Origin of the sequence: Kocuria dechangensis (genome assembly GCF_014636775.1) — a bacterium.
Lineage (GTDB): Bacteria > Actinomycetota > Actinomycetes > Actinomycetales > Micrococcaceae > Kocuria > Kocuria dechangensis.
The window spans coordinates 131720-147042 of sequence record NZ_BMEQ01000005.1; the positions used below are offsets into that span (position 1 = coordinate 131720).

The window sequence follows — 15323 nt, forward strand, 5'->3', positions numbered from 1 at the left end:
TCAGGCGTCTCCGGGGGTCGAGGGGGCAGGGACGGCGGCCTTGGGGTGGGCGAGGGCGAACAGGTCGTGCTCGCCGATGCCCGCCGCCTCCTCCAGCTCGGCCGGGGAGACCGCGCCGCAGAGCACGCCGCGGTGGACGAAGCGGGCCAGGGCGCGGGCCGTGGCCGGCTCGTCCATGATCTCCGACTCGATGCCGTGCACATAGTTCCGCAGCCGCAGCGCCGCCGCGGCGAAGCCCTCGCGGTAGAAGAAGTACGTGGCGAGGAACCGTGTGGGCAGCTGCGCGGGGTGCAGGTCCCAGCCCTGGTAGAAGCCGCGCTCGAGCGAGCGCCGGACCAGGCGGGCGTGCAGCGCCCACGCCGTGCGCCGCTGCTCCGCGTCCCCGGTGGGCAGGATGTTCGTGGACCCGTCGGACAGCCGCACCCCGGTGCCCGCCGCGGCCACCTGCATGACGGCCTTGGCGTGGTCGGCCGCCGGGTGCTCCATGGACTGGTGGTGCGCGGCGATCTGCAGGGAGTCCGAGTAGTCGTAGGTCCCGTAGTGCAGGGCCTCGACCCGCCCGCCGGTCTCGTGGATGATCCGGGGGATCGGCGAGCGCCCGTCGGCACCGAGGATGAGGGGCGCGGTCTCCATCTGCACCTCGAACCGGAGCCGTCCGGCCGGCAGGCCGAGGCCGTCCTCGAGGCGCTCGCAGGCCTCGGCCATCACCTGGACCTGCTCGACGGCGCTGACCTTGGGCAGGGTCAGGACGAGGCCGCGGGGCAGGCCGTCCTCGCTGTGCCCCGCCTCCCGCAGCCCGCCCTCGCGCACCAGGGTGCTCAGGAACAGGTCGAGGGTCCGCAGCCCGCGGGCCCTCGTGGGGGCCTCGAAGCACTTGAAGCGGATGCCGACGAAGGGGGGCGCGGTGCCCTCCCGGACGGCCCGGGCGACGCCGTGGGCGGCGCGGAGGACGAACTCGTCCTCGACGTCGTCCCCCCGGTCCCCGAAGCCGTCCTCGAAGTCGACGCGCAGGTCCTCGATCGGCTCCTCGGCGAGCTTGCGCTCGACCGCTCCGGCCACGGCGCCGAGCAGCGACTCGTCCAGGCCCGCGGGGGCCACCGCGGACGCGAGACCCCGCACGCCCTGGGGCGCGAGGGCCTCGAGGGCGCGCCGGCCCCACTCCCGGGGCAGCTCCGGGTGGAAGGCGTCACCGGGGACGTAGACCGTGTGGACGGGCTGGCGGGTTCCCGGGTCCCCCGTGTAGGAGCGCTCGAGGTGCGCGTCGGTCGCCGCCAGCCGCTGTGCGGCGACGGCCTCGAACTCGCGGCCGAGGACGCCCTCCACGGCGCTCACCGGCCCTGGACGACGTCGTAGGCGGGCAGGGTCAGGAAGTCGACGTACTCCTCGCCGAGCACGAGGTCGGCGATCAGGGCCGCGGCGGGCTCGACGTGCCGCTCGTAGAACTCCGCGTCCAGCTCCTCGCGCAGCACCTCCTTCTGCCGCTCCAGCTCCTGTGCGACGAGCTCACGGGTCGCCGTGGCGCCGGTGTCGTCGTAGACCACGCCGTTCCTGATCTGCTGCCACACCTGGGAGCGGGAGATCTCGGCGGTGGCGGCGTCCTCCATGAGGTTGTGGATGGCCACGGCCCCGTTGCCGGACAGCCACACGGCGGTGTAGCGGACGGCCACGTAGAGGTTGAGCGCGAGCTCCTTCTGGGTGCGCACGGTCCCGGCGCTGGGGACGTCGAGCAGCTGCTCGGCGCTCACCTGCACCTCCTCGCGCAGGCGGTCCACCTGGTTGGGCTTCTCGCCCAGCACCCCGTCGAAGACCTCCCGGCAGGTGGCCACGAGGTCCGGGTGGGCCACCCAGGAGCCGTCGAAGCCGTCGGTGGCCTCGCGCGTCTTGTCGGCGCGCACCTTCTCGAAGGCGGCCTCGGTGATCTCGGGCTGGCGGCGGTTGGGGATGACGGCGGCCATGCCGCCCATCGCGAAGGCCCCGCGGCGGTGGCAGGTCCGCACCAGCAGCTCGGTGTAGGCGCGCATCAGCGGCGCCGTCATGGTGATGGTGGAGCGGTCCGCCAGGACGAACTTCTCGCCCGCGTCCCGGAAGTACTTGATGATGCTGAACAGGTAGTCCCAGCGCCCGGCGTTGAGGCCGGAGGCGTGCTCGCGCAGCTCCCAGAGGATCTCCTCCATCTGGAACGCCGCGGGGATGGTCTCGATGAGCACGGTCGCCCGGATCGTGCCGTGCTCGATCCCGAGGTGCTCCTCGGCGAAGCTGAACACGTCGTTCCACAGCCGTGCCTCGAGGTGGGACTCCAGCTTCGGCAGGTAGTAGTACGGGCCGTGGCCGTTGGCCAGCAGCAGCTTCGCGGTGTGGAAGAAGTGCAGGCCGAAGTCCACGAGCGAGCCCGAGGCGGGCTGCCCGTCCACGGTCACGTTGTGCTCGGGCAGGTGCCAGCCGCGGGGGCGGGTGACCACCACGGCCAGCGGCGCGTCCTGGCGCAGGGTGTAGCTCCTGCCGTCGGGGGAGGTGTGGCTGAGGGTTCCCCGGGCGGCGTCGCGCAGGTTGAGGATGCCGTCCACCTGGTTGTACCAGGTGGGGCTCGAGGCGTCCTCGAGGTCGGCGAGCCACACCTTCGCCCCGGAGTTGAGGGCGTTGATCGCCATCTTCGCGGGCGAGGCGGGGCCGGTCATCTCCACGCGGCGGTCCTGCAGGGCGGGGGGCGCCGGGGCGACCTTCCACTCGCTCTCGCGGATCTCCCGGGTCTCGGGCAGGAAGTCGAGGGTGCCGGTGGACGCGGCCCTCCGGCGGCTCTCCTCGCGGGCCCCGAGGAGCTCGGCTCGGCGCGGCGCGAAGCGGCGGTGCAGCTCGGCGACGAACGCGAGGGCCTCGTCGGTGAGGATCTCGCCGGCGCGCTCGAGGCCCTGCGGGAGGGTGTGCTCGACGGTGCTGGTGGTGGTCATGGGTTCCTCCTGGTGGCGGGTAGCGGGTGGGGTGGGTGCTCAGGCGGTCGCCGGGGCGCCGGTCTCCGCCGTGGCACCGGCCGCCTCGGCGGTCTGCCGCACGGCCTCCGCGACGGCGGGGGCCACGGCCGGGTCGAAGACGCTCGGCACGATGTAGCTGGCGTTGAGCTGGTCCTCGGCCACGCAGCCGGCGATGGCGCGGGCCGCGGCCACGAGCATCCCGGTGGTGATGTCCGTGGCGCCGGCGTCGAGGAGGCCGCGGAACAGCCCCGGGAACGCGAGGACGTTGTTGATCTGGTTCGGGAAGTCCGAGCGGCCGGTGGCGACCACCTCGGCGTGCTCCGCGGCGATGCCCGGCTCGATCTCCGGATCGGGGTTGGCCATGGCGAAGACCACCGCGCGGTCGTTCATGGCGGCCACGTCCGCCTCGTCGAGCAGGTCCGGGGCGGAGACGCCGATGAAGACGTCGGCGCCCGCCATGGCCTCCTTGAGGCTGCCGGAGAAGGCGCGCTCGTTCGTGTTCTCGGCGATCCACTGCCGGTGGGCGTCCGCGTAGGACTCGCCCCGGTGGATCGCGCCGGTGCGCGAGCACGCCACGATGTCCCCGGCGCCGTGGGCCTTGAGCAGCTGGATGATGGCGTGGCCCGCGGCGCCCACCCCGGAGACGACGATCCGGACGTCCTCGAGGCGCTTGTCCACCACGCGCAGGGCGTTGAGCAGGGCGGCGAGGGCCACGATGGCCGTGCCGTGCTGGTCGTCGTGGAAGACCGGGATGTCGAGCTCCTCGCGCAGCCGGGCCTCGATCTCGAAGCAGCGGGGTGCGGCGATGTCCTCGAGGTTGATCCCGCCGTAGACGGGGGCCATGGCCTTGACGATGCGCACGATCTCGTCGGTGTCCTTGGTGTCGAGGCACACGGGCCAGGCGTCGACGCCCCCGAAGGCCTTGAAGAGCGCCGCCTTGCCCTCCATGACGGGAAGGGCCGCCGCGGGGCCGATGTCGCCGAGGCCGAGCACCGCGGTCCCGTCGGTGACCACCGCGACGGTGTTGCGCTTGATGGTGAGCCGCCGGGCGTCGGCGGGGTTCTCTGCGATGGCGGTGCACACGCGGGCGACGCCGGGGGTGTAGGCGCGGGAGAGGTCGTCGCGGTTGCGCAGGGACACGCGCGGGGTGACCTCGATCTTGCCCCCGAGGTGGATGAGGAAGGTGCGGTCGCTGATCTTGCGCACCGTCACGCCCTCGAGCGCGTCGAGGGCGTCCCGCACCTCGTCGCGGTGGGAGGCGTCCGAGACGTTGCAGCTGACGTCGACGACGACGTGGCGGGGGTGCGACTCGACGATGTCGAGGGCCGTCACGGCGGCGCCGGCCGTCGCGGCGGCGGCGGTCAGCTCGCTGGTGACGGTGGCGCCCGCGGGCGCCTCCACGCGGAGGATCATCGAGTATCCGGGACTGGGCGTGGCCATGGTGCCTCCAAGGGTCGGTGAATCGACTGTTTCAGTCGTATCGTGGAATGAAAATTTCGTATTATGGATATTATGGGAGCCTGCTGGGGTTGGCAAGGGTTCCCCGTGACGCTCGTCACGAACTCTCCCGCCGGCCCGCCGGACCCGCCGCGCCCGGTGGACGGGCCGTACCGAGGGGAGAACGCATGACCACGACCGCACGAACGGCGTCCGGCGGGGTGCAATCGGTGGAGCGGGTGTTCGAGCTCCTCGAGGTGATCACGGCGTCCGGCGGGGAGATGTCGCTGAGCGAGCTCTCCGCGGCGGCGAACCTGCCGCTGCCCACGATCCACCGGCTGCTGCGCACCCTGGTCCCGTCGGGATACGTCCGCCAGCTCCCCAACCGCAACTACGCGCTCGGGCCGCGCCTGATCCTCCTGGGCGAGGCCGCCGGCCGCCAGTTCGGCTCCTCGGCCCGGCCGATGCTCGACGGGCTCGTGGCGCAGCTCGGGGAGTCGGCGAACATGGCCGTCCTCGACGGCCAGCAGGTCGTCTACATCGCCCAGTCCCAGTCCAGCCGGTCCATGCGGATGTTCACCGAGGTCGGCCGCCGCGCTCCCACGCACAACACCGGGGTGGGCAAGGCCATCCTCGCGACGCTGCCGGACGAGCAGGTGCGGTCGATCGTCGCCGCGGCCGGCATGCCCACTCCCACGGAGAAGAGCCTCGGCACCCCGGAGGAGCTGTTCGCGGACCTCGAGCGGATCCGGGAGCGCGGCTACGCGATCGACGACGAGGAGCAGGAGATCGGCGTGCGCTGCTTCTCGATGGCGGTCCCGGGGGCCCCGACCCCCACGGCCATCTCCGTCTCCGGCCCGGTCTCCCGCGTGGACGAGGACTTCGGCCGTCGTGCCGTGCCCCTGCTGCGGAAGGCCGCCGAGGCGATCGCCGCCGAGCTGAGGCCGGCCAGGAGCTGAGCGCGGGGCGAGCGCGCCCGCCCCGCCCCGGAGGGCCGGCGGGCGCGGTCGTCCGGTCCGGCCCCGGCTCAGGCGTCGCCGCCGGCGTTGCCGGTGGTGCCGGCGTTGACGTCGTGGAGCCGGTACCGCTCGATGGCCCGGCCCGGCGCGTCGGCGTCCACCTCCCCGCGCTCGGCCAGCATCTGCAGGGCCCGCACCACGATGGAGTGCACGTCGATCGTGAACCATCGCCGTGCCGCCGCGCGGGTGTCGGAGAAGCCGAAGCCGTCGGCGCCCAGGGTGGCGAAGTCGTTCGGCAGGTACTGGCGGATCTTGTCCGGCAGGTCCGAGACGAAGTCGGTGGAGGCGATCACGGGCCCCTCCGCGCCGGCGAGCTGCCGGGCCACGAAGGGGATGCGGCGCGGTGCTGCCGGGTTGCGGAACGCCTCCCGCTCGGCGGCCAGGCCGTCGCGGCGCAGCTCGTTCCAGGAGGTCACCGACCACACGTCGGCGGAGACCCCCCAGTCCTCGGCCAGCAGCTGCTGGGCCTGCAGGGCCCACGGCACGGACACCCCCGAGCCCAGCAGCTGGACCTTGGGGCCCGGGAATCCGGAGCGGCTGATGCGGTGGATGCCGCGCACGATCCCCTCGACGTCGACGTCCTCCGGCTCGGCCGGCTGGTGGTAGGGCTCGTTGTAGACCGTCAGGTAGTACATGACGTCCGGGTCCGGTGAGTCCGGGCCGTACATCTGCTCGAGCCCGTGCCGGACGATGTGGGCGATCTCGTAGCCGTAGGCCGGGTCGTAGCTGCGCACGGCCGGGTTCGTGCCCGCCAGCACCGGGGAGTGGCCGTCGGCGTGCTGGAGGCCCTCGCCGGTCAGGGTGGTGCGCCCGGCGGTGGCGCCGATGACGAAGCCGCGGGCCATCTGGTCGGCGGCGGCCCAGAAGGAGTCGCCGGTGCGCTGGAAGCCGAACATCGAGTAGAAGATGTAGACCGGGACCATCGGCTCGCCGTGGGTGGCGTAGGAGGTGCCCGCGGCCGTGAACGCGGCGGTGGCACCGGCCTCGTTGATGCCCGGGTGGAGCAGGACGCCCTGCGGGGACTCCTTGTAGGCCAGCATCAGCTCGCGGTCCACGGAGAGGTAGTTCTGCCCGTTGGGGTTGTAGATCTTCGCCGTGGGGAAGAACGAGTCCATGCCGAAGGTCCGGGCCTCGTCCGGGACGATCGGCACGATCCGGTGGCCGAAGTCCTTGCTCCGCATGAGATCCCTCAGGACGCGCACGAAGGCCATGGTGGTGGCCGCCATCTGCTTGCCCGAGCCCTTCTTCGCCGACCGCCAGACGGCGTCGTCGGGCAGGGCCACGGGAGCGTGCCGGGACCGGCGCGTGGGCAGGCCTCCGCCCAGGGCCGCGCGCCGCCGGCGCAGGTACTGGATCTCCGGGGCGTCGTCGCCCGGGTGGTAGTAGGGGGCGTTGTAGGGATCGGCCTCGATCCGCTCGTCGGGGATGGGGATGCGCAGGTGGTCCCGGAAGGTCTTGAGGTCCTCCAGCGTGAGCTTCTTCATCTGGTGGGTCGCGTTGCGCGCCTCGAAGGAGGCTCCCAGCCCGTAGCCCTTCACCGTCATCGCGAGCACCACCGTGGGCCTGCCCCGGAACTCGGTGGCCGCCCTGTAGGCGGCGTAGACCTTCCGGTAGTCGTGGCCGCCGCGCTTGAGGGCCCAGATCTCGTCGTCGGTCATGCCCGCGACGAGCTCCTTGGTCGCGGTGGAGCGGCCGAAGAAGTGGTCGCGGACGAACCCGCCGGACTCCGCCTTGAAGGTCTGGTAGTCCCCGTCGAGGGTCTCGTTCATGATCCGCACGAGCTCGCCGTCCGTGTCGGCGGCCAGCAGGGGGTCCCACTCGCGGCCCCAGAGGACCTTGACGACGTTCCAGCCGGCGCCGCGGAAGAAGGCCTCGAGCTCCTGGACGATCTTGCCGTTGCCGCGCACCGGCCCGTCCAGGCGCTGGAGGTTGCAGTTGATGACGAAGTTCAGGTTGTCGAGCTTCTCGTTGGCGGCCAGCTGCAGGAGGCCCCTCGACTCCGGCTCGTCCATCTCGCCGTCGCCCAGGAACGCCCAGACCTGCTGGTCGGAGGTGTCCTTGATCCCGCGGTGGTGCAGGTAGCGGTTGAACTGGGCCTGGTGGATCGCGTTCATGGGTCCCAGTCCCATCGACACCGTGGGGAACTGCCAGAACCCGGGCATGGAGCGGGGGTGCGGGTAGGACGGGAGGCCGTTGCCGCCCCTGGACTTCTCCTGCCGGAAGCCGTCCAGCTGCTCCTCGGTGAGCCGTCCCTCCAGGTAGGCGCGGGCGTACATCCCCGGGGAGGCGTGGCCCTGGAAGAAGACCTGGTCCCCGCCGCCGGGGTGATCCGGGCCGCGGAAGAAGTGGTTGAAGCCGACCTCGTACAGCGTCGCGGCGCCGGCGTAGGTGGAGATGTGCCCGCCCACCCCGATCCCGGGGCGCTGGGCCCGGTGCACCAGCACGGCGGCGTTCCAGCGCAGCCAGCGGCGGTAGGTGCGCTCGATCTCCTCGTCACCGGGGAGCTCCGGCTCCCGGTCGGCGGGGATCGTGTTCACGTAGTCCGTGGTGACCGTCGGGACGCCCGCGCCGCCGGCTCCGGGCCGCGGCGCCGACGACTGCAGGAGGTACTGCGTCCGCTCCCTCACCTGCTTCTCGATGAGGTCCTCGAACGAACCCGGCCACTCCGCGGTCTGCCCCGGTGTGCTGAGCGGGAGACCGGGGGCCGGCCGGTGGCGGGTTTCAACCATTGGATCAGGGTTCACGTCAACTCTTTCTCAGTGGGCAGGTGGGCATGGGCAGCCGTGGGTGGAGCAGGAGCATGTCCGGTGGGCGCTCCTGCGGCGCCGGGATCCCCGGCGCCGCAGGAGGCCGGCGGTGGCTCGGTGCCGGTGCGTCAGTGCGAGGACGAGCCGCCGGCGCCGTCCGGGGACCTGCAGATCCGGGTGTCGACGATCTCGCCGGCGGCGGTGATCACGGGGACCGGGTTGCCGTCGCAGTCCACGAGCTGGCCGTTCTTGACGGTGTCGCCCTCCTGCAGGTGGTCCTGCAGGTGCTCCAGGCTCTCGTAGCGCACGGCGCGCACGGGGGCGTTGGCGAAGACCGAGCCCGTGCCCCGCGGCGGGTTGCCGGCGCGGAACTCGTTGTAGAGCAGGTTCAGCAGGACGGCCATCACGGCCGCGGAGCTGATGCCCGAGTGGAAGATGGTCTCGAACCAGCCGGGGAAGTTCGCGTAGATCTCGGGGACCGCGATCGGCAGCATGCCGAAGCCGATGGAGGTGGCCACGATGATCAGGTTGGCGCCGTTCTGGTAGTCCACCTTCGCCAGGGTCCGGATGCCGGAGGCGGCCACGCTGCCGAAGAGCACGATGCCCGCACCACCCAGCACGGGCGGGGGGACCGCGGCGACGACCCGGCCCAGGACGGGCAGCAGCCCGAGGACGACCAGGATGACGCCGCCGGCGGTGACCACGAAGCGGCTCTTGACGCCGGTGATCGCCACGAGCCCCACGTTCTGGGCGAAGGCGCTCTGGGTGAAGCCGTTGAAGATGGGGGCGATCGCGGAGGCCGCCATGTCGGCGCGCAGGCCGTCGCCGATGCGCTTCTTGTCGACCTCGGTGTCCACGATCTCGCCGACGGCGATGATGTCCGCCGTGGTCTCGGTGAGGATCACCAGCACCACGATGAACATGGAGAGGATCGCGGCGACCTCGAAGACCGGGGGGCCGAAGGCCAGCGGCTCCGGGAACGCGAAGATGCTGCCGTTGAGCACCTGGCTGAAGTCGGCCTTGCCGAGGACCGCCGCGAGCACCGTGCCCAGCACGAGCCCGATGAGGATGGACAGCCGGGAGATGGTGGCGCTGCCCACCTTGGACAGCAGCAGGATGATCAGCAGGGTCGCCCCGGCCAGCCCCAGGTTGCCCACCGAGCCGTACTCGGGGGACTGGGCGCTGCCGCCCATGGCCCAGCGGGCGGCCACCGGGAACAGGGTCAGGCCGATCGCGGTGATCACCACGCCGGTGACGACCGGCGGGAAGAAGCGCACGATGCCGGCGAAGAAGGGCGTGATGAGGAAACCGAGGACCGCCGAGGCGATCACGGCGCCGAAGACGGCCTGGATCCCGCCGTCGCCCTGGGCGATGGCGGTCATCGTGGCCACGGACGCGAAGGAGGTGCCCTGGACGAGGGGCAGCTGCGAGCCGAAGAACTTGATGCCGAAGGACTGCAGGATCGTCGCGAGGCCGCCCACGAAGAGACAGGCCGCGATGAGCAGCCCCTGCTCCTGCGGGGTGACTCCGGCGACGCCCCCGATGATGAGCGGTGGCGCGATGATGCCGCCGTACATGGTGAGCACGTGCTGCAGCCCGTAGCCGAAGCTGCTGCCCACTCCGAGGTACTCGTCCTCCGGACGGGCGCGGGTGGTGGTGGGCGGCTCGGCGGTGCGTGACCTGGCCATGGTGTTCTCCTAGGGATCCTGGTGACGGGAGAGGCCCGGTGCCGGCGTCGGCGCGGGACCGGGGCGGAGCGAGGAGGGGGAGAGACGCGCGCGGTGCGCGGTGGGCGCGGCAGGGGCGCCGGGCGGGCGGGAGCGTGTGCCCCGCCCGCAGGAGGGTGTGGCGAGGGGCCCGTCGTCGTCGTGCGCGGACGGCGACGACGGACCCCGGTGGCGCCGCCGTCGGCGGTGCCGGGTGGCGCGGCTCAGCAGAAGCCGGCGATGCCCATCCAGGCCTGGTCGTTCGCCGTGGCGCCCTTGCGCTGGATCGTCGCCTCGATGAGGCCGTACGGGCGGTCGGCCGCCCAGTGGGTCTCGTTGTGGTTCGGCAGGTCGCAGAAGCCGAGGTCGTAGACGAAGTGGTGCTTGTTGGGGCAGGAGAACTTGATCTCGTCGATCTCCGGGTGCGCCTCGATCACGGCCTTGCCCATGAGGTAGAGCGTCTCCTGCAGGGCCCGGGAGTAGTGGTCGGTGAACTTGGTGAGGATGATCCTCTTGACGTCCTCGTAGACGGCGTCGTAGTCGACGTCGGTGGTGTTGTAGCGCCAGCGCGTCGCGACGTCGGTGGACATGATCCGGTCCTCCGTCTCGGGGAGGGTCGTGTACTTGTCCTTCGGGTAGCCCGTGAACCCGGACCGGGTGGTCTTCAGGACCGTCAGGTCCTTGAACCCGGAGATGACCGTCCGCGAGTCGCCGTCGGCGACCACCACCGCGGTGCGGACCTCGTCCTTCTTCTGCACGAAGCAGTGGTCGTGGTCGTCGATGCGGTTCCAGGCGTACTCCTGCGCGGCCCAGCGCCCGCCGGTGATCCACTCGAACTCGCCCGTGAAGTGGTCGGAGAGCTTGAGCAGCAGCACCTCGGGGGACTCGATGCCGTACTGCTGGGCGAAGGCGAACACGGTGTTCTTCTGCGTGTCGGTGGGCACGCAGTGGGCGTTGTCGCCCTGGGTGTGCACGGCCTCGAGGTCGCCGCGCAGCTGCGAGGTGACGACGAGGTCGCGGATCTCGTGGCGGTCCGTGTCGCGGTTGACGCGCACGACGTGGTTCTCGGCCTTGCCGTACTGGTTGGCCCCCAGCACGACGGTGTCCGCGGCGGTCTGGGTGATGACGTCGGTCATGACGCTGCTCCTTGGCGAAGAAGGTTTCTACTGGTGGGGCGGTCGAAGACGGGCGGTGCCGTCAACTCCTGGGTCAACTGCCCCGGTAGGTGGAAAAGGCGAACGGGCTCAGCAGGAGGGGCACGTGGTAGTGCTTCTCCGTCGCCTGCACCGTGAAGTTCACCGTCACGAACGGGTAGAACGTCGGCAGGTTCCTGCCGGCGAAGTACTCGCCCGTTCGGAAGGTGATCCGGTAGTCGCCGGATTCCAGGGTCTGTGGGCCCAGTTCGGGCACGCGGCCGTCGTCGTCGGTCTCGGCGGTCGCGAGGCGGGTGCCGTCGGTGGTCTCGAGGACCACGGCGACGCCCCGGGCGGGCGTGCCGGTGACGGAGTCGAGGACGTGGGCGGTGACGTAGCTCATGGGGTGACAAGTCCTTCGAGTCGGAGGAGCGCGATCTCGCGGAGCTGCTCGGCGACGATCCGGCGCTCCGTCCCGGGGTCGTGGGCCAGGCGCGCGGTGAGGTGCTCGAGGATCTCCTCGGGGGTGCGGCCGGCGGCGCGGATCAGGAACACCTGGCCGAACTTCTCCTCGTAGGCGAGGTTGCCCTCGCGCAGGCGCTGCTGCACGTCGGTGTCCGTGGGGTCCACCGCGGCCTGCTCCGCCCGGGACAGCGCCGCCTCCCTGCCGTCACCGGCCGCGCGCTCCCCGATCCGGGGGTGGTGGGCCAGGGCCCGGTCGATCTCCTCCTGGGTGAAGGGCTTCGCCGCGCTGCGGGCGGCCCCGAGCAGGGCCTCGTGGTGCCAGTAGGGGCGGGCGTCGACGACCGCCTCGAGCCAGCGGGGGATGTCGAGGGCCGGGCGGACGGCGTCGGTCGCGCGGGTCCGGGGGAGGGCGTTGAACTCGGTGAGATGCATGGGCGGCGACCTCATCCTTTCATCATTCCACTATGTGAAAAAGTAATTTCACTAGGTACAGTGAAGTGCATCACAGATGTCAAGTCAATGGTTTCACCCGACTGTTTCCCCCTCTTTACAAGGAGCACTTCCTTTACAAGGAGCACTTCCTTCGCGAGGAGCACTTCTCGGCAGGCGCCGGCGGTGCGGGGGCGGGCAGGAGGGGCTGCCGGAGCGAGGAGCGGGTGCGGATGACCGGAGAGCAGGAGCAGGAGCAGGGCGGCGCCGGGGAGGACGCCGGGCGGGGGAAGGTGGCGGTCGTGACCGGCGCCGGATCCGGGATCGGCCGGGCCGTGTCCCGCGCGCTCCTGGCCGCGGGGTGGGAGGTGGTGCTGGCCGGGCGCCGGCGGGAGGCGCTGGAGGAGACCGCGGCCGGAGCGCCGCGAGCCCACGTGGTGCCCATGGACGTGGCCGACGCGCGGAGCGTCGCCGCGGCGTTCCGGGACGTCGAACGGCTCGCGGGGCGGGTGGACCTGCTGTTCAACAACGCGGGCACCTTCGGGCCCCGGGGCGAGGTGGACGAGATCGACCCCGCGGACTGGGAGGCCACCCTCCAGGTCAACCTGACCGGCGCCTTCCTGTGCTCGGCGGAGGCCTTCCGCCTCATGAAGCGGCAGTCGCCGCGGGGCGGGCGGATCATCAACAACGGCTCGATCTCGGCGCACTCGCCGCGGCCGCTGTCGGCCGCGTACACCGCGAGCAAGCACGCGGTCACCGGGCTCACCAAGTCCCTGGACCTGGACGGGAGGCCGTACGGCATCACCTGCGGGCAGATCGACATCGGCAACGCGGCCACGGAGCTGCTGGCGGGACTGGGCACGGACGCGGGGGCGCTGCAGGCCGACGGCACGATGCGCTCCGAGCCGAGCTTCCCGGTCGAGGAGGTCGGCCGGGCGGTGCTCATGATGGCCGAGCTGCCGGCGTCCGCCACGGTCAACTCGCTCGTGCTCACTGCGGCCGGGATGCCCTTCGCCGGCCGGGGCTGACGGGCCCGCCGGCACGAAGAGGTGCGCAGGGGCTCCCGGCGCCGAGGGCGCCGGGAGCCCCTGCTCCGCGGGTGCCCTGCGGGTGCCCGGAGGGCGGGCCGGTGCCGGCGTCAGGCCGCGAGGCGCTCCCGGAGGCCGGCGACGTGGCCCTCGGCCTGCACGTCCAGCTCGGCCGAGACCATGGTGCCGGCCTCGTCGACGACGAAGGTCGAGCGCAGCGGGCCGGTCCGGAGCTCGCCGCCGACGGTCTTCTCGCCCCAGGCGCCCCACGCGCGGGCGGTCTCCGACCCCGGGTCGGAGAGCAGGCGGTAGGGGAGGTGGTGCTCCGCCGCGAAGCGGTGCAGCGTCTCGGGGTCGTCCCCCGAGATCCCGAGCACCGTGCAGCCCAGGCGCTCGAGGGATCCGAGGTTGTCCCGGAAGTCGCACGCCTCGGACGTGCATCCCGGCGTGAACGCCTTCGGGTAGAAGTAGACGATCACCTTCCGCCCGCGGAGGTCGGAGAGGCGCACCGGGCGGCCCTCGTGATCGGTGAGCGTGAAGTCGGGGGCGGGACGGCCGGGCTGGATCTGGTGGGTCATGGCACTCCTGGAGGGGTCGGCGGGCGCGCGGGCCCGCGGGAACGGGATCGGGGGCTACGGGCGCCGGGCCGAGAGGCGTCCCACCGCTGCCCCGAGGACGGCGGAGGACACCGCGAGCATCCACAGGGGGCCGGCGCGGTGCTCGGCGTGCGGGCGGAGGCTGAGCTCAGGGTCGCAGTCCGCGCCGGTGTAGCTGAAGAAGGACGCGTGGGCGGCGGAGGCCGGGCTGGCGTTCATGGGGACTCCTTCGAATTCGTAATGCGGAATATTGATTCCGTCATACGAAACATAATCGGAGGTCTGGGCGCGGTCAAGGGTGATCTCGCCCGGGCGGGCGCGGCTGTGCCGCGGGGGCATGGTCCCGCAGGGGCCGGAGGAAGGAGGCGTCCGGCACAGGGCTCCGCGCGGGGCGGGGCCTCAGGAGGGATCCGGAGGGATCAGGCGCGGAACGTGAGCTCGGTGCAGAGGTCCTCGCCCAGCACGAAGCGGCGCACCGGCGCCCGCAGGGCCCCGGAGAGGTGGTCGGCGCCGCGGAAGCGGATCCCCGGGATCCCGTCGCCGATGAGCATGGGCGCGGTGGTCAGGTAGAGCCGGTGGAGCGTGCCGGCGGCGAGGAAGCGGGAGACGGTGCGCCCGCCGCCCTCCACGAGCACCCGCTCCAGCCCCCGCGCGGCGAGCGCGGCCAGCACGTCCTCGGGCGCGAGGTCCCGCCCGGCGGCGGGCAGGCGCACGACGGCGACGTGCGGGGCCAGGTCCGCGGGCACGGCCGCGCCCTCGCCCACGACCCACAGGGTCTGCGCGGCGCCGTCCGTGAGAACGGCCGAGCCGGGTGGGATGCGGGCGGAGGGGTCCAGCAGCACCCGTGCGGGGTGGGGCCCGGGCACGGCGCGGACGGTCAGCCGGCAGTCGTCGGCCGCGACGGTGCCCGCCCCCACGACCACGGCGTCGACCAGCGCGCGCAGCCGGTGCAGGTGCTCCCGGTCCTCGTCGCCGGTGACGAACTGGGCGTGGCCGGTGCGCGAGGCGATGAACCCGTCCAGGCTCTGCCCCAGCTGCGCGATCACCAGGGGCCCCCGGTGGGCCACGAGCGGGGCGTAGCGCTCGGCCAGCCCCGCGGCCGGGTCCCGCGGGACACGGCCGGCCAGGAGGTCCTCCCACGCCGCCGCCGCCGCGGCGTCGTCGGAGGGGGTTCCGGAGGTGGCTCCGGGCGCGGGCTCGGGAGCGGACTCCTCCATGCGGTCAGGCCCGGGCGAGGAAGCGGTCCCGCGCCGTCCGGCGGGCGATGGTGCGCAGCCGGTCGTACTGGTCGGCGGCGTCGGCCTCCAGCTTCCGCAGCTCTTCGGCGTCCAGCCGGGGCTCGGCGGGCGCCAGCTCCAGGAGGGTGACCCACATGCTGCGCTTGGCCACCACGAGGGACTGCAGCATCTCGAGCTCGCCGTGGGCGGCGATCCCGGCGCGCTCCCGGATCCGGCTCAGCGGGTTGAGCCGGGAGGCGACGCCCGTGACCGTGCCCAGCGTCCTGACGACCTGGCGGCGGGTGGCGCCGAGGCGGTCGAGCATCGCCTCGAGGTGCTCGATGTCGTTCTGGATGTCCTCCACGAACGCGGCGAACTGGCCCTCGTACGGGGTCCCCGACCAGGTGCGGCGGGCCTCGTCGAACAGCCGGATCCCGGACAGGGCACCCATGTAGTGGCCCAGCATGTACGCCTGGAGCTTGTCGGCCTGGACCGCGGCGCCCGCCGGGACCCCGGCGTCGTCGGTGCTGTGCTGTGGCTGGTCGCTCATCTGCTTCTCCTCCGGTGCGGTCCTCGCGCG

Annotated in this window: 14 protein-coding genes; 2 read left to right on the top strand and 12 right to left on the bottom strand. The window is 72.3% G+C overall.

Features of this window, described 5'->3' with window-relative positions:
• Genes IEW07_RS06935 through IEW07_RS06945 form a run of 3 tightly spaced genes read right to left on the bottom strand, consistent with a single transcriptional unit; the run spans nucleotide 1 to nucleotide 4406 of the window.
• Complete coding sequence (locus IEW07_RS06935) at nucleotides 1-1332, bottom strand: DUF6986 family protein (protein ID WP_188535605.1); 1332 nt, start codon at nucleotides 1330-1332, stop codon at nucleotides 1-3.
• Nucleotides 1329-2945, bottom strand: coding sequence for a malate synthase A (aceB, locus tag IEW07_RS06940; RefSeq protein ID WP_188535607.1), 1617 nt, complete (start codon nucleotides 2943-2945; stop codon nucleotides 1329-1331). The genes IEW07_RS06935 and aceB overlap by 4 nt, the downstream gene beginning before the upstream one ends.
• A gap of 39 nt (nucleotides 2946-2984) precedes the next feature.
• Nucleotides 2985-4406, bottom strand: a complete 1422-nt coding sequence (locus tag IEW07_RS06945) for an NAD-dependent malic enzyme (protein ID WP_188535609.1) — start codon at nucleotides 4404-4406, stop codon at nucleotides 2985-2987.
• 185 nt (nucleotides 4407-4591) lie between these two features.
• On the opposite strand from IEW07_RS06945, the gene IEW07_RS06950 reads away from it, so the two are divergent.
• Nucleotides 4592-5362 (top strand): IclR family transcriptional regulator, encoded by a 771-nt coding sequence (locus IEW07_RS06950; RefSeq protein WP_188535611.1) that lies wholly within the window; start codon nucleotides 4592-4594, stop codon nucleotides 5360-5362.
• 68 nt (nucleotides 5363-5430) lie between these two features.
• Here the strand turns inward: IEW07_RS06950 and aceE are convergent, their stop codons facing one another.
• The 5 genes from aceE to uraD all read right to left on the bottom strand — a co-directional run bounded on the left by aceE (nucleotide 5431) and on the right by uraD (nucleotide 11905).
• Nucleotides 5431-8151, bottom strand: a complete 2721-nt coding sequence (aceE, locus tag IEW07_RS06955; protein WP_188535613.1) for a pyruvate dehydrogenase (acetyl-transferring), homodimeric type — start codon at nucleotides 8149-8151, stop codon at nucleotides 5431-5433.
• A 146-nt stretch (nucleotides 8152-8297) separates the two neighbouring features.
• On the bottom strand, nucleotides 8298-9857 hold the full coding sequence (locus IEW07_RS06960; RefSeq protein WP_188535615.1) for a nucleobase:cation symporter-2 family protein: 1560 nt from the start codon (nucleotides 9855-9857) through the stop codon (nucleotides 8298-8300).
• A gap of 242 nt (nucleotides 9858-10099) precedes the next feature.
• The gene (gene pucL / locus IEW07_RS06965; protein ID WP_188535616.1) at nucleotides 10100-11011 is read right to left on the bottom strand and encodes a factor-independent urate hydroxylase; all 912 of its coding nucleotides are present in this window, start codon (nucleotides 11009-11011) and stop codon (nucleotides 10100-10102) included.
• A gap of 73 nt (nucleotides 11012-11084) precedes the next feature.
• Nucleotides 11085-11411, bottom strand: a complete 327-nt coding sequence (gene uraH, locus IEW07_RS06970) for a hydroxyisourate hydrolase (RefSeq protein ID WP_188535618.1) — start codon at nucleotides 11409-11411, stop codon at nucleotides 11085-11087.
• Nucleotides 11408-11905 (bottom strand): 2-oxo-4-hydroxy-4-carboxy-5-ureidoimidazoline decarboxylase, encoded by a 498-nt coding sequence (uraD, locus tag IEW07_RS06975; protein WP_188535620.1) that lies wholly within the window; start codon nucleotides 11903-11905, stop codon nucleotides 11408-11410. Before uraD ends, uraH begins: the two co-directional genes overlap by 4 nt.
• A 230-nt stretch (nucleotides 11906-12135) precedes the next feature.
• On the opposite strand from uraD, the gene IEW07_RS06980 reads away from it, so the two are divergent.
• Nucleotides 12136-12930: an SDR family oxidoreductase gene (locus tag IEW07_RS06980; RefSeq protein ID WP_188535622.1), complete on the top strand. Its 795-nt coding sequence runs from the start codon at nucleotides 12136-12138 to the stop codon at nucleotides 12928-12930.
• Between the two features lie 110 nt (nucleotides 12931-13040).
• On the opposite strand, the gene IEW07_RS06985 is transcribed toward IEW07_RS06980, so the two are convergent.
• The 4 genes from IEW07_RS06985 to IEW07_RS07000 all read right to left on the bottom strand — a co-directional run bounded on the left by IEW07_RS06985 (nucleotide 13041) and on the right by IEW07_RS07000 (nucleotide 15293).
• A complete protein-coding gene (locus IEW07_RS06985; RefSeq protein ID WP_188535624.1) occupies nucleotides 13041-13508 on the bottom strand; it encodes a peroxiredoxin in 468 nt (155 codons plus the stop codon).
• 54 nt (nucleotides 13509-13562) lie between these two features.
• On the bottom strand, nucleotides 13563-13745 hold the full coding sequence (locus tag IEW07_RS06990) for a hypothetical protein (protein ID WP_188535626.1): 183 nt from the start codon (nucleotides 13743-13745) through the stop codon (nucleotides 13563-13565).
• A gap of 200 nt (nucleotides 13746-13945) precedes the next feature.
• Nucleotides 13946-14743: a RibD family protein gene (locus tag IEW07_RS06995; protein ID WP_188535628.1), complete on the bottom strand. Its 798-nt coding sequence runs from the start codon at nucleotides 14741-14743 to the stop codon at nucleotides 13946-13948.
• Nucleotides 14744-14747: 4 nt separating this feature from the next.
• Nucleotides 14748-15293, bottom strand: a complete 546-nt coding sequence (locus tag IEW07_RS07000; protein WP_188535630.1) for a hypothetical protein — start codon at nucleotides 15291-15293, stop codon at nucleotides 14748-14750.
• Between the last annotated feature and the right edge of the window lie 30 nt (nucleotides 15294-15323).

Coding starts and splice junctions, on each gene's coding strand:
- IEW07_RS06995 (WP_188535628.1), bottom strand. CDS start 14,743: ATGGAGGAGTCCGCTCCCGAGCCCGCGCCCGGAGCCACCTCCGGAACC.
- IEW07_RS06985 (WP_188535624.1), bottom strand. CDS start 13,508: ATGACCCACCAGATCCAGCCCGGCCGTCCCGCCCCCGACTTCACGCTC.
- IEW07_RS06945 (WP_188535609.1), bottom strand. CDS start 4,406: ATGGCCACGCCCAGTCCCGGATACTCGATGATCCTCCGCGTGGAGGCG.
- uraH (WP_188535618.1), bottom strand. CDS start 11,411: ATGAGCTACGTCACCGCCCACGTCCTCGACTCCGTCACCGGCACGCCC.
- IEW07_RS06980 (WP_188535622.1), top strand. CDS start 12,136: ATGACCGGAGAGCAGGAGCAGGAGCAGGGCGGCGCCGGGGAGGACGCC.
- IEW07_RS07000 (WP_188535630.1), bottom strand. CDS start 15,293: ATGAGCGACCAGCCACAGCACAGCACCGACGACGCCGGGGTCCCGGCG.
- aceB (WP_188535607.1), bottom strand. CDS start 2,945: ATGACCACCACCAGCACCGTCGAGCACACCCTCCCGCAGGGCCTCGAG.
- uraD (WP_188535620.1), bottom strand. CDS start 11,905: ATGCATCTCACCGAGTTCAACGCCCTCCCCCGGACCCGCGCGACCGAC.
- aceE (WP_188535613.1), bottom strand. CDS start 8,151: ATGGTTGAAACCCGCCACCGGCCGGCCCCCGGTCTCCCGCTCAGCACA.
- pucL (WP_188535616.1), bottom strand. CDS start 11,011: ATGACCGACGTCATCACCCAGACCGCCGCGGACACCGTCGTGCTGGGG.
- IEW07_RS06950 (WP_188535611.1), top strand. CDS start 4,592: ATGACCACGACCGCACGAACGGCGTCCGGCGGGGTGCAATCGGTGGAG.
- IEW07_RS06990 (WP_188535626.1), bottom strand. CDS start 13,745: ATGAACGCCAGCCCGGCCTCCGCCGCCCACGCGTCCTTCTTCAGCTAC.
- IEW07_RS06960 (WP_188535615.1), bottom strand. CDS start 9,857: ATGGCCAGGTCACGCACCGCCGAGCCGCCCACCACCACCCGCGCCCGT.